Raw genomic sequence first — 11,851 nt, 5'->3', positions numbered from 1 at the left:
GTTGCCCTCCTCGCCTATACCGTGGGCCGAGGATGTGTCCTTGGATACGTCTATCCCTACGTAGAGCTTCCCCATACCCGTCCTCCTTGCATGACGCTTACCGTTGGGCAGGAAGTGCCTCCAAAACCAATCCTCCCGCGTAACCAGGGCTCCAAGGCCCAATCAACTTATAATGGCTTTGGGAGGCAGGGAACACACTGCAAGAAGGGTTCTAGGACCCAGGTGAAAAGGAAGTTCTCCTGCCTTCTCGGAGGACGGGCAAAACCCATCCGCTAAGAGTTATACCATGAATGCACAGTAGGAGGTGTAACGAGCAGGAAGGTCATCCTTCTTCGGGACGCATCGTTCTGAATAATGCAGCACACAGAGTACTTAGCCCCTGTGCCCATGGCGAGTCAAAAGATGCGAGACCTCAGGGCGTCTCCATCACCCGGGGGCTCTTCTCCCTGCTGCCGGTTTTTTCCGTCAGGTTGTGCACTATCTCCCCGCCCACCAGGAAGATGGACGCGGCGTAGTACACCCACAGCAGAAAGACCACGAAGACCGAGAGCGAGCCGTATATGGTGCCCAGCTGCATGATGGTTCCCACGTACCAGGTGAAGGCGTACTTGGCCACCTCGAGAAAGACGGCCGTGAAGAGCCCGCCCCAGAAGGCGTTGCGGAAGAGTATCTTGCGCTTCGGCAGCATCATGTAGACCACGATGGCCGCAAACTGGATGAGCCCCAGGGGCACGACGTACTGAACGACGATGCTGGTGATGAGGCCTATCCTGAGCCAGGGCAGGAGGGGCTTGAGCGCCGTCAGAAGCGGCACCAGCGTGGTCAGGGCGAAGGATATGAAGATGAGGCACATCAGGAGGGTAACCAAGATGATGGCGTGCAGGATAAAGCTCACGCAGGAGCGCTTCTCCTGGACGTTGAAGACGGTCTCCATTGCGTAGTGCATGGCCGAGTACAGCTGCAGGGAAAGCAGCGCGTAAAGAAGGATGCTCCACCTGCCGATTTCCGTGTAGGAGATGAGTTTCTTCAGCTCCCCGGTGATGGTCCCCGTTACCTGGGGGAACAGGCCCACCAGTTTATCGACGAAGAAGTCCCTGAGTCCGGGATTCCCTCCGAGGAGGGAGCCTATGAGGGCGACGACGAAGAGCCCCAGGGGCACGATGGTGAGCATCACGTAGTACGACAGGGAGGCCGAGAGAAAGAGACCGTCGTCCTTGAAGAAATCCCTGATGCTTCTGTAAAGGAGGGTTGGGATGTCCGTCATGGCTTGACCATATCACTTTCTGGGTTTTTTGAAAAACCTGAGCGGCGTACCCGCGAAGGCCGGGTATGCCTTTCTCAGGCGGGCCTCTACGTGGCGCAGCGAGGAGGGCTTGATGCCTTCGGGAAAGTTCGTAAACAGGGTGAAGGCGGGGGGCTCGACGGCCACCTGGGTCATGTAGTGGATTTTCACCTTCCGGCCCTTGTGCGGCGGAAGGGAGATGTCCTGTGCGAACCGGTTCAGCTCGGCCGTGGGTATCCGGGTGCGGCGGGCCTCCATCACCTGGTCCACCAGGGGAAAGACCTTGGTAATGCGCGTCCGCTCCAGGCTCGAGGCGGTGAGCACCGGGGCATGGGCAAAGAACCAGAGCTTCCGTCCGAGGGTTTTCATGAGCTCCGCCAGGACCTTGTCGTGCTCGGTCACGAGGTCCCACTTGTTCAGGACGAAGACGGCGCCCTTCAGGCGGCTGTGCACCAGGCCCGCTATCTTCTGGTCCTCGGCGACGATGCCCTCGGCGGCGTCGATGAGGACGAGGCAGACGTCGGCCCTCTCGATGCTCCGGAGGGTGCGCACCATGGCGAACCTCTCGATGGAGTACCCCCGGGTGTCCTTGCGGCGGATGCCCGCCGTGTCGATGAGGAGGTACTTCCTTCCGTAATACGTGCACAGGGTGTCTATGGCGTCCCGGGTGGTGCCGGGGACCGGGCTGACCAGGAGGCGCTTCTTCCCCAGGAGGGCGTTGACCAGGGTGGACTTGCCCACGTTGGGCCGTCCGAGGACGGCTACCTTGGGGTATTCGCGGGCCTCCTCGGGAGCCGGCTCCGGAAGCAGGGCGGCGACCTTCTCCATGAGCTCGTCGAAGTTGTAGCCGGTGGCCGCCGAGACGGGCACGGGCTCGCTGATGCCCAGGGAATAGAAGTCCAGCACCGCGGGCTCCTGCTTGCTTGTGTCCACCTTGTTCACGGCCCAGAGGACCCCTTTGCCCGAGCCCCTCAGAAGGGCGGCCAGCTCGGCGTCGAAGGGGTTGAGGCCGTCCTTGGCGTCCAGCAGATGGATGACCACGTCGGCCTCCTGGACGGCGAAGAGGGCCTGCTCCTTTATCTGGACAAAGATGTTCTCATCGTGGCGGGGGTAGAACCCCCCGGTGTCCACCGCAATGAAGGGCTTTCCCTCCCACTCTGCGTCCAGGTAGTTGAGGTCCCGGGTGACGCCGGGGACGTCCTCTACGATGGCGGCGGAACGGCCCACCATGCGGTTAAACAGGGTGGACTTGCCCACGTTGGGCCTCCCCACGATGACCACGAGCGGTTTGGCCATGCTACAGTTTATCAGAAAAAGGCCGGGGCGAAGGCCCGGAAGAAGGGGCCGGTCAGCCCGCCAGCTCGAAGACGAAGGCGATTTCCACGGGGGCGTCCAGGGGGAGGCTGCTGACGCCCACGGCGGCCCGGGCGTGCCTGCCCGCCTCGCCGAACACCTCGCCCATGAGGTCGCTCGCGCCGTTTATGACCTGGGGCTGACCGGTGAAACCCGGGGCGCTGGCGACGTAGCCCACGAGCTTGACCACCCGCCGCACCTGCTCCAGGCCGCCCGCCTCGGCCCTGAGGACGGCCAGGGCGTTCAGGGCTGCCGTGCGCGCCTCCCCGAAGGCCTCCTCCACGGTAAGGTCCGTTCCCACCTTGCCCGTGCGGCCGGGCTTGCCCTCGACGAGGGGGAGCATGCCGCTTAGAAAAAGGAGGTTGCCCACTCGCACGGCGGGCACGTAGGCCCCCAGGGGCGCGGGAGGGGGCGGAAGCTCTATGCCCAGTGCGGCCAGGCGCTTCTCGGCATCCATCAGGCCGGCACCTCCACGCCCAGCTCCTGGGGGATGCCGATTCTTCCCAGCACGGCGCTTGCCGCGGCCACGGCGGGGTTGCTCAGGTAGACCTCGCTTTCGGGGTGGCCCATCCGGCCCACGAAGTTCCGGTTGGTGGTGGCCAGCGCCCGCTCGCCCTTGGCCAGCACGCCCATGTGCCCGCCCAGGCAGGGGCCGCAGGTGGGGGTGGAGACCACCGCGCCCGCCTCTATGAAGACGTCCAGAAGCCCCTCGCGCATGGCCTCGCGGTAGATGTGCTGGGTGGCGGGGATGACGATCATCCGCACGTCCCGGTGGACCTGGCGGCCCCGGATGACCGAGGCGCACTCCCTCAGGTCCTCGAGGCGCCCGTTGGTGCAGGAGCCCACCACCACCTGGTCGATGCGGACGTCGGAGAGCGCCTCGGCCGCCCTGGTGTTGGAGGGCAGGTGGGGGCAGGCGACGGTGAGGGGGATGCGGGAGCAGTCGTACTCCCGGCTCTGCACGTACTGTGCATCGGGGTCCGAGGCGTAGAACACGTAACCCCGTTGAGCGCGCTCCCTGACATAGGCCTCGGTGACATCGTCGGGGACGATGATGCCGTTTTTCCCGCCGGCCTCGATGGCCATGTTGCAGATGGTGAGCCGGGCGTGCATGGGCAGGCGGCGGATGCTCTCCCCCTCAAACTCCATGGCCCTGTACAGGGCCCCGTCCACGCCGATGTCCCCGATGGTGTGCAGGATGATGTCCTTGCCGCCCACCCAGGGTGCCAGGCGGCCGTAGTAGACGAACCGCATGGACTCGGGCACCTTGAACCAGCACTCCCCGGTGGCCATGGCCGCCGCGATGTCGGTGGAGCCCACGCCTGTGGCGAAGGCCCCCAGGGCCCCGTACGTGCAGGTGTGGCTGTCGGCCCCGATGACCAGGTCCCCCGGCAGCACCAGACCCTGCTCGGGCAGGAGGGCGTGCTCCACCCCCATCCGGCCCAGCTCGAAGTAGTGTCCGAGGTGGTACTGGCGGGAGAAGTCCTTGAGCATCTTGCACTGCTCGGCCGCCTTGATGTCCTTCTGCGGGGCGAAGTGGTCCGGCACGAAGGCGATGCGCTCCCGGTCGAAGACGTCCGCGGCCCCGATTTTCTTGAACTCCTCGATGGCGATGGGGGCCGTGATGTCGTTGGCCAGGAGGAAGTCCACCCGCGCGTTGACGAGCTCGCCGGGGCGGACGGAGTCCTTTGCGGCGTGAACGGCCAGGATTTTTTCCGTTATGGTCATGGGCATCGGCGCCTCTGTCCTCCTCGGGGATGTATTGCCAATCAGTTTTTCATCATTTCCAGCCTGTTCAGGGCATGGATGTAGGCCTTGGCCGCCGCCACCAGGATGTCGGTGTCCGCGCCGTGGCCCCGGGCGGTCCGCCCGTCCTCCTCCAGGGTGACGGTGACCTCGCCCAGGGCGTCGGTGCCGCCGGTGATGCCCTTGACGTCGAACCTCTCCAGGCGGCTCCGGGTGCCTGTAATCTCCTGGATGGCCCTGTAAGCGGCGTCCACGGGCCCGTCCCCCGAGGCGGTGACCTCCCGCACGCCCTCCCGGGTGCCGATGCGCACGGTGGCCGAGGGCTTGACGTCGGTGCCGCTTTGTACCCTGAGCTCCTCGAGGCTCCAGACCTCCGGAGTGGTGGTTATCTCCCAGGAGACGATGGTCTCCAGGTCCTCGTCGTAGATGTGCTTTTTCTGGTCGGCCAGCTCCTTGAACCTCTGGAAGGCCAGCTCCATCTCCTTTTCGCCGAGGTCGTGGCCCAGCTCCCTGAGCCGGGCGCCGAAGGCATGGCGGCCGGAGTGCTTCCCCAGGACGAGCTTTGCCGAGTGCAGAAGGCCCACGCTCTCGGGGCTGATGATCTCGTAGGTGGTCTTCTCCTTGAGGAGGCCGTCCTGGTGGATGCCCGCCTCGTGGGCGAAGGCGTTGGCCCCCACGATGGCCTTGTTGGGCTGGACCTCGATGCCGGTAATCCGGGTGACCAGCTTGCTGGTGCGGGTTATCTCCCGGGTGTTCACGTTCGTGTCGGCCCGGTAGAAGTCCCTGCGGGTGCGCAGCGACATCACCACCTCTTCCATCGAGCAGTTGCCCGCCCTCTCCCCGATGCCGTTGACCGTGCACTCCACCTGTCCGGCCCCGTTCAAAACGGCCGAGAGGGAGTTGGCCACGGCAAGGCCCAGGTCGTTGTGGCAGTGCACGCTCAAGACGGCCCGGTCGACGTTCGGCACTTTCTCGCAGAGGGCCTTGATGATGGCGCCGAACTCCTCGGGAGTTGTATAGCCCACGGTGTCGGGGATGTTCACGGTGGAGGCCCCCGCCTCGATGACGGCGTGGGTGACCTCGGCCAGGTAGGAGATGTCCGTGCGCGTGGCATCCATGGGGGAGAACTCCACGTCCTCCACCAGGCTCCGGGCCAGCGCGACCATCTGCACCGACCGCCTGAGGGCCTCCTCCCGGCTCACCCGGAACTGGTACTTCAGGTGGATGTCCGAAGTTGAATGGAAGGTGTGGATGCGCCTCCTCGGGGCGTCCTTGACCGCCTCTCGGCAACAAGGCCGACGTCACCGGCAACGACCTGGCCGGCTATCCGCAGGACGGAGGGGAGCCCCGCCTGGTGGCTGCCGCGGACTCCGCCGCGGCTTGTGAAAAATTGTCTTTTTCTCAGTGCTTATTCACGCACGCGCACCGCCGCGGCTCCCTCGTAGGGGAGGGTCAGGCCCTCCCGGCTCCTAAGTCGTAGAGCGAGCACGGCGATACACATGCGTGATTATAGAACGCGCCCTGTGGCGGAGTCAAGAAAGAGGACATCGTCCGACGGGACAGCATGGTTCTTCGATTCTTTCCGTTGCCGGGTGGCGGATTATTTTGCCGTCATCGCGGCGGCGCCGCAACGGCTGTCTCCGGCTCAACCCCTGGAGTTGTGCCTGTACGCTATGACGCGGACCTTCTCCAGCGTTACCAGGCCCTCGCCGATCAACGTGTCCAGCTCGGGCAGGAATGCCTCGACCTTCTGCTCGCTGTCGACGATTTCCACCACCACCGGAAGGTCTTCGGAAAGCCGCAATACCTTCGAGGTGTGAATACGGCTGTTGGCCCCGAACCCCAGGAAGCCCCTGAGTACCGTGGCTCCGGACATGCCCCGCTTGCGGGCCTCCTCCACGATGACCTCATGCAGCGGCCTGCCGCCGACCCTGTCGCTTTCGCCGATGAAGATGCGCAGCAAGAAAGCTTCCGACGGGAGTTTCATGTCGCCCTCCTCTAAATCATCCGCCCGAGCGCCGCTCCGGCCAACAGGGCGACAAATCCAATTCCGTTCTGCATGGCTACGTTGGCAGCCGCATGCATCCATTCGGACGAACGCAACAGCTCGCTGGTCTCCAGGATCAACGTAGAGAAGGTGGTGAAAGCCCCCATGAAACCGACCAGTATTACCAACCGCGTTTCCTGGGAGACCGGCCATCGGTTCTCGAACAGCATCCAGAGAAGGCCGACCAGGAAACACCCCGTGACGTTGACGGTCACGGTCCCCCATGGAAACGACGCCCTGTTGATCCGGTGGACGAATCCCGCCAGCTCGTACCGGGCCAGCGTTCCAAGCGCTCCGGCCAGCACAAGCCCCGCAAGTTTCTGAAACATCTCAGGAGTCCTCCTTTCCAAAAAGCTTCCGGGCCGTGGCGCGGGCACAAAAAAACCCGCTTTGCAACGGGCTGTCGGCCGCACGTTGACGACTCCACCGCTGCATGACCCTGCGCGGTAGGAGTCATTAGCCCGGCCCGGGCAGTTACGGGGGGACTCCATCCCCTGACAGCAGATATTACTACTTCTCCCCGGCCTTTTTCAAGAAAGCAGAGGGCCCAGGGCCTGAAACGAACCGCAGCCGCGGTTCATCGCGAAAAATCAACCGTTTTACTGATGTGCTCGACCCTTGCACTCAGGTCTTCTATCTTTTCCGCTATGTCATGAAGGGCGCGCTGCCTGGCCTCGACGTCCTCCTCGCTCCTTGCCTTGAGGTCCATGCCCTTTTTTACGGCCGCCTCTATGCCCTCCACGGCGGCATCCATCCTCTTTTGCATCTCCCAGCCAAAGTCCCGCCTGCTCCTTTCGAGCCTGTTTACGAAGTCGTGCCTTATCCTTCCGGACTGCCTGTCCACGGCCTCCCCGGCAAACCCTTTCATGGCCCGGAGGACGAGCCTTCTGCCTATCCTGCCCGGCAGGGCGAGCGTCACGCTGGAGACCAGCATCTCGAGCCCCACGGGCTGGTCCCTGAACCTGTAGAAGAAAGCCGAGCGCCCGGCCCAGAGCCCCTCGGCTCGCACCGCCTCGTAGGGGATGGCGAATAGCTCGGAGGCGAACCTGAGGAGCCTGTCCACGATATCGTCCACCCTCGGGGAAAGCCGTTTCACCTCGGCCTCGAAGGCCCGCGCAAGCTTGGCGTCCTCCGCGGCCCTGAAGGCGTCGCAGGCCCCGGCTACGTCGTCTTTTATGTATGTTTCGAGCGCGGCCTGGAGCTCTTTCGCCGAAAGGCCGCCGCTTTCCTCAAAGCGGCGCGCGAGCCCCTCGTGGAGGCGGCTCTTGAGGCCGACGGCGAGCCCCCTGAGGTCCTCTTCCAGGACCCCGGAGACGAGCTCCTTCGTCTTGCCCTCGACGAGTACGTCCATGTCCCGTTTCTCCTCGATAATCGCCGCCTTCTTTTCCTCGAACACCCGGAGCTTCTCGGCAAGCTCCTCCAGCGGGGCCCCGAGGCTGCGGAGTTCCAGTTCCGCCTCGAACCTGCTCTGGGAGAGGATTCTCAGGAGGTTGCCGGCCACGGACCTGAGAAGCACCCTGCCCTTTTCGTTCATGAGGAAATCCCTGAGGGCTCCGGTGAACTCCGGAAGGCGGCTCCTCCGGAGCGCCTCTTCCGAGCCCGTGAGCTTCCCCTCCAGGGCGAGCCTCGCCGACACGGGGTATATCGCGGGCTCCGAGGAGAGGGCCTTCCTCAGCTCGCCCCTCAGAAAGTCCACAGACTCCCGGAGTTCTCCGTCCGAGAGGTAATCGGCCTTGTTCAGGACGAAGAATACCTTGCCCGCGTATTCTCTTATGTCGCCGAGGAAATCGAATTCCGCCCTGCTGAGCGGCTGGTCCACGGACAGCAGAAAGAGCACGGCGTCCGAGCGCGGCAGATAGCGGTACGCCACATCGGTGTTGTGCTCGTAGACCGAGCCCACGCCGGGCGTATCCACTATCCTGACGCCGTCCTTGAGGTAGGGCGAGGGATACTCGACCACCACTTCCTGCACGTTTTTTTCGTTCTTCGGGTTTCCCTTCTCGGTGACGTACTCGGGCAGGCTCTCGGGCTTTATCTCCATCGTCCTGTCGCCGTTGAAGTGCACCTTCACCCTGAGGGCGGGGCCGTAGGCGAGCACCGTGATGATGGAGGTCAGGGGCACGACGCTCACGGGAAGGATGTCGGCTCCGATGACGGCGTTTATGAGGCTTGTCTTTCCCCGCTTGAACTGTCCGGCCACGACCAGGTTGAAGGCCCCCTCCCTGAGCTTCCCGGAGAGCTCCTCGCAGGGGCACCCGCGGACGCCCTCCAGGGCGAGCATCTCCTGAACCAAGGACAGGAGCCCCTCCCTGGCCGATGCGAATTCAGCCATGCCCGAAGCCCTTTTTGCCGCTTGCTCATCCATGCCGCCGCCTCCCGGAGAAAATAAAAAACTCCTACCCCGTTTGCAGGAGCAGGAGTCATCAGGTCTTGCCGACCGGTCCAGGGCGAACTCCATCGCCTCTCCCTGTTTTCTCAAAAATTATAGCATACTTCCGGCCCGAGAGTTGAGAAAGGAGGGCTCAGCGCTCCTCGTCGGGAAGGGAGCGCTCGAGCTTCATCATCCGCTCCAGGAGCTCCCGCTCGGTGAGGATGTTTTTCTCGATGAGAAGCTCGATGAGGGCCTGCTGGAGCGTAGCCCGCCGGGCGGGGCTGAGCGGTCCCGCTTGCACGGGGGGCTTCCCCGGGGCGCGGGACGGTGCGGGCCGATGAGGAGCGGACTGGCCGGGACGGGGCGCGGGCTTCGGAGCTGCAGGGGGACGGGGAGGAGTGCTCGGGGACCGGGCCTCGGGAGGCCGGGCAGGTGCGGGCCTTCGGGGAGGGGCTCCCATGGCTGCCTCCCTCAGCGCTTCCTGCTTCTCGGCCTCTTCTCTGGCCTCGGTCTGCGCGTCCAGAAGGCTGGTGGGGTCTATCTCGTTCCCACGGGTCTCCAGGAAACTCTGATACTGGGCGGCCGTCTCCGACTTGGTGGTCAGCCGCCCCAGCTCATCGTCCGAGAACCCGTGATAGTGCTTGAGGAGGGCGCTCTCTATCTCCCATTCCAGGACACGGACGGGACGGATCTTCTTTCCCACCTTGAAGGCCACCGCATCAAGGGTCTCCAGGTCGGCGGGGTCGGCACAGGCCAGCACGAGGGTCTTGCCGTCGTAGGCCAGGGGCATGATCTGGTAGCGGAAGGCGAGATCGGAGGGTATGCATTTCAGGACCTGCGGGGGAATGGTCCGGTCGAGGAGCGATATGCTGATGCCCAACTGCTCCCTCAGGACCTCGGAGAGCTGTCTTTCGGTAACGAAACCGAGCTTCAGAAGCTGCTTGCCCAGCTTGAGCCCGTTTTGCTTCTGCATGCCCAGAGCTACCGTGAGTTGTATCTCGTCGATGAGGCCGGCCGAGAGAAGCATCTCACCCAGGCGCTTCTTCATTCTCTCCTTTCCCGACACATACGTCCAATCTACCTTACCATAGTTTCTTCCGGAACAAGGAGATTCTGGTCACAGACGCCCCGGGGGGAAACTATGATATGTTTGCATATGGCGAACAAGAGAAAGCACAAGCGCTACACCCGGCGCTTGAAGGTCGACTTCATGGCCGACGGTAGCGCCCTGAAGGGCATCTCCAGCGACTTTTCCATGGAGGGCCTGTTCATCCGGTCCAGCCGCGTCTTCCCGGTGGGGACCTTCCTGGACATGACCATTCACCTGCCCGACGGTAAGACCGCGGGTGTCAAGGGCGTGGTGGCCCGCTCGCAGAAGCGGTTCGTAGGCAAGATGATGGGCGCCCCCGTGGACAGGAGCGTGAAGAAGGACGGCATGGGCGTGGTCATCGTGGAAAAGGACGTGGCTTATCTGCGCTTTTTGAGCGGCATCCTCGCGGAAAAGGGGGAAGGGCAGCCGCCGAAAGCCGCGCCCCCGGCGAGGGAGACAAGGAAAGAGGCACCGGTGGCGGAAGCCCTGACGGGCCTCCTTCGCACCCAGACGGCCCTCATACGGTGTTTGGAGAAGAAAGGCCTCCTTGAGCAGGGAGAGCTGAAAGAAGAGATGGAGAGGATTAAGGATTAAGGGGGCGTGAGCGGGTTGGGCAGTAAGGAACTCTCTGATAGGTAATGTCAACCGTCACGGCTCTTCTGCGGCAGTGACCGTTTTGTCGGAGTGAATTCGACTTGCCACGATATACACGTACATGAGAATTACAATTCCCGAGCATGCCACTCCGGCTATGCGGACAAACCAAAAGTATTTATCTATGAACAAATCGGTTGGTCGATGGCCGAACAACCATGCTTGATAGGCTGCTATCGCACCTCCGGCAATCAGTAACGAAGCAAATACATAAACCGATACCTGTCTTCCGAAACTCTTGCGGTACCAGTGAGCAATCCAGTCATAGAATCTCCACTGCGGCCATAACAGCAGACACCATAAGGCATACTGGATTAAGAATCTATAGTCGACATGCGTGTGTATATGCCAAGAGAGATAATCGGCCAGAAAGCCCGACGGCCCATTAAAAGCAAGAGCAAACCAGAAGAAATAATCGTATAACCATGGTCCATGACCTACGTCTCTCCAGTACGGCTCGTCCGTGAAAAAGCCATATAGCCCGATGGCGACGATTAGTGCAAGGTTCCACCGGATAATCTTCTTGTGCGGCATTCCCTCTCGCTTTAACAGTAATTAACCAGTATAAGTTGGGTGGGCTATGCCCGCCGTTACTAGATCATTCCCCGCCCATATTTTCGGCAAACATGCTCAACTCCCTCTGTCCTCCCTTTCTGTAGGGAATGAAGCGCCTGTCCAGCAGCGCCTCACGGTTCCAAAACGACATATCTTAATATATTCTTCGCATGACGCATGATATGTAATGTCTGTCACAGGAGAAGAGGGGAGAGAGCCTGTCTCGGCGGCGTCGGCCACGGTGACGCCCTCGAGTTTGCCCCATATCTCCGCCGAGCCCCGCTCGGCCAGGCGGTTTATCCGCACCAGGGGGGTTTGCCTATCAAGCTTAGGACGTCGGGGTGGGGTTTCATGGGCCGATTACGATAGAACGGCTGCCGCGGGATGGATTAGAATAAGATATGCTCACGCACCGGCTCAAGGAGAGGTTCCTCACCGAATTGACCCCTGCCGAGCAGGCCTTCTTTCTGAGGAAGGCCTTGGAGGCCATGGACCAGCGAGGGTATGAGCCTTCGGAGGACCTCTTCCACTACTGCTTCTTCCTCACCCTCAAGGAGCGTCTCCGCTTGCTCCAAAGCGGTGCAGGGGCGGGAGCGGGTGGGGGCTACCTCCGCCTCCTCTTCGTCGAGGGCATGCGGGAGACGGAGGAGGCCGTGGGGCTTTACGAGGAGCGGTTGGCGCGGGAGCAGGGACCGGTGCCGCGGGAGGCCGGGAAGCGCTTCATCGCATATCTTACGGAGACGTAGTTCCCCG

Annotated in this window: 12 protein-coding genes and 2 riboswitches; of the genes, 2 read left to right on the top strand and 10 right to left on the bottom strand. The window is 62.6% G+C overall.

Annotation, left to right across the window (positions count from 1 at the left end; all coding sequences use genetic code 11):
- Positions 1-412 precede the first annotated feature (412 nt).
- The 9 genes from P8Y39_12265 to P8Y39_12225 form a co-directional block, all read right to left on the bottom strand.
- On the bottom strand, positions 413-1,264 hold the full coding sequence (locus P8Y39_12265) for a YihY/virulence factor BrkB family protein (protein ID MEJ2193090.1): 852 nt from the start codon (positions 1,262-1,264) through the stop codon (positions 413-415).
- A 12-nt stretch (positions 1,265-1,276) separates the two neighbouring features.
- A complete protein-coding gene (gene der / locus P8Y39_12260; GenBank protein ID MEJ2193089.1) occupies positions 1,277-2,578 on the bottom strand; it encodes a ribosome biogenesis GTPase Der in 1,302 nt (433 codons plus the stop codon).
- 52 nt (positions 2,579-2,630) lie between these two features.
- Positions 2,631-3,092, bottom strand: coding sequence for a RidA family protein (locus tag P8Y39_12255; GenBank protein MEJ2193088.1), 462 nt, complete (start codon positions 3,090-3,092; stop codon positions 2,631-2,633).
- Positions 3,092-4,369 carry a 3-isopropylmalate dehydratase large subunit gene (gene leuC / locus P8Y39_12250; GenBank protein MEJ2193087.1) on the bottom strand — a complete coding sequence of 426 codons (1,278 nt, stop codon included), beginning with the start codon at positions 4,367-4,369 and terminating at the stop codon, positions 3,092-3,094. The genes P8Y39_12255 and leuC overlap by 1 nt, the downstream gene beginning before the upstream one ends.
- 35 nt (positions 4,370-4,404) lie before the next feature.
- Positions 4,405-5,634: a 2-isopropylmalate synthase gene (locus tag P8Y39_12245; protein ID MEJ2193086.1), complete on the bottom strand. Its 1,230-nt coding sequence runs from the start codon at positions 5,632-5,634 to the stop codon at positions 4,405-4,407.
- A 392-nt stretch (positions 5,635-6,026) separates the two neighbouring features.
- Positions 6,027-6,368 carry a DUF190 domain-containing protein gene (locus P8Y39_12240; GenBank protein MEJ2193085.1) on the bottom strand — a complete coding sequence of 114 codons (342 nt, stop codon included), beginning with the start codon at positions 6,366-6,368 and terminating at the stop codon, positions 6,027-6,029.
- An 11-nt stretch (positions 6,369-6,379) separates the two neighbouring features.
- Positions 6,380-6,757: a fluoride efflux transporter CrcB gene (crcB, locus tag P8Y39_12235; protein MEJ2193084.1), complete on the bottom strand. Its 378-nt coding sequence runs from the start codon at positions 6,755-6,757 to the stop codon at positions 6,380-6,382.
- A 111-nt stretch (positions 6,758-6,868) separates the two neighbouring features.
- A riboswitch (Fluoride riboswitch) is annotated at positions 6,869-6,932 on the bottom strand.
- Between the two features lie 73 nt (positions 6,933-7,005).
- Positions 7,006-8,760, bottom strand: coding sequence for a dynamin family protein (locus tag P8Y39_12230; protein MEJ2193083.1), 1,755 nt, complete (start codon positions 8,758-8,760; stop codon positions 7,006-7,008).
- Between the two features lie 75 nt (positions 8,761-8,835).
- Positions 8,836-8,899: riboswitch (Fluoride riboswitch) on the bottom strand.
- Positions 8,900-8,950: 51 nt separating this feature from the next.
- A complete protein-coding gene (locus tag P8Y39_12225) occupies positions 8,951-9,847 on the bottom strand; it encodes a hypothetical protein (GenBank protein MEJ2193082.1) in 897 nt (298 codons plus the stop codon).
- Positions 9,848-9,955: 108 nt separating this feature from the next.
- Here P8Y39_12225 and P8Y39_12220 point away from each other — a divergent pair, with 108 nt between their 5' ends.
- Positions 9,956-10,483 (top strand): PilZ domain-containing protein, encoded by a 528-nt coding sequence (locus P8Y39_12220; GenBank protein MEJ2193081.1) that lies wholly within the window; start codon positions 9,956-9,958, stop codon positions 10,481-10,483.
- A gap of 54 nt (positions 10,484-10,537) precedes the next feature.
- Here P8Y39_12220 and P8Y39_12215 read toward each other — a convergent pair whose 3' ends face one another.
- Positions 10,538-11,077, bottom strand: coding sequence for a hypothetical protein (locus P8Y39_12215; protein ID MEJ2193080.1), 540 nt, complete (start codon positions 11,075-11,077; stop codon positions 10,538-10,540).
- Positions 11,078-11,499: 422 nt separating this feature from the next.
- Between P8Y39_12215 and P8Y39_12210 the strand changes: the two genes are divergently transcribed.
- The gene (locus P8Y39_12210; protein MEJ2193079.1) at positions 11,500-11,844 is read left to right on the top strand and encodes a hypothetical protein; all 345 of its coding nucleotides are present in this window, start codon (positions 11,500-11,502) and stop codon (positions 11,842-11,844) included.
- The last annotated feature ends 7 nt before the right edge of the window (positions 11,845-11,851 follow it).

It is taken from the genome of Nitrospirota bacterium (assembly GCA_037386965.1).
Classification (GTDB): domain Bacteria; phylum Nitrospirota; class Thermodesulfovibrionia; order Thermodesulfovibrionales; family JdFR-86; genus JARRLN01.
This window is presented reverse-complemented; position numbering and strand designations above follow the sequence as displayed.

What these genes read in the sequence shown, in the direction of transcription:
- P8Y39_12265 (MEJ2193090.1), bottom strand. Translation starts at nt 1,264, where the DNA reads ATGACGGACATCCCAACCCTCCTTTACAGAAGCATCAGGGATTTCTTC.
- der (MEJ2193089.1), bottom strand. Translation starts at nt 2,578, where the DNA reads ATGGCCAAACCGCTCGTGGTCATCGTGGGGAGGCCCAACGTGGGCAAG.
- P8Y39_12255 (MEJ2193088.1), bottom strand. Translation starts at nt 3,092, where the DNA reads ATGGATGCCGAGAAGCGCCTGGCCGCACTGGGCATAGAGCTTCCGCCC.
- leuC (MEJ2193087.1), bottom strand. Translation starts at nt 4,369, where the DNA reads ATGCCCATGACCATAACGGAAAAAATCCTGGCCGTTCACGCCGCAAAG.
- P8Y39_12240 (MEJ2193085.1), bottom strand. Translation starts at nt 6,368, where the DNA reads ATGAAACTCCCGTCGGAAGCTTTCTTGCTGCGCATCTTCATCGGCGAA.
- crcB (MEJ2193084.1), bottom strand. Translation starts at nt 6,757, where the DNA reads ATGTTTCAGAAACTTGCGGGGCTTGTGCTGGCCGGAGCGCTTGGAACG.
- P8Y39_12230 (MEJ2193083.1), bottom strand. Translation starts at nt 8,760, where the DNA reads ATGGCTGAATTCGCATCGGCCAGGGAGGGGCTCCTGTCCTTGGTTCAG.
- P8Y39_12225 (MEJ2193082.1), bottom strand. Translation starts at nt 9,847, where the DNA reads ATGAAGAAGCGCCTGGGTGAGATGCTTCTCTCGGCCGGCCTCATCGAC.
- P8Y39_12220 (MEJ2193081.1), top strand. Translation starts at nt 9,956, where the DNA reads ATGGCGAACAAGAGAAAGCACAAGCGCTACACCCGGCGCTTGAAGGTC.
- P8Y39_12215 (MEJ2193080.1), bottom strand. Translation starts at nt 11,077, where the DNA reads ATGCCGCACAAGAAGATTATCCGGTGGAACCTTGCACTAATCGTCGCC.
- P8Y39_12210 (MEJ2193079.1), top strand. Translation starts at nt 11,500, where the DNA reads ATGCTCACGCACCGGCTCAAGGAGAGGTTCCTCACCGAATTGACCCCT.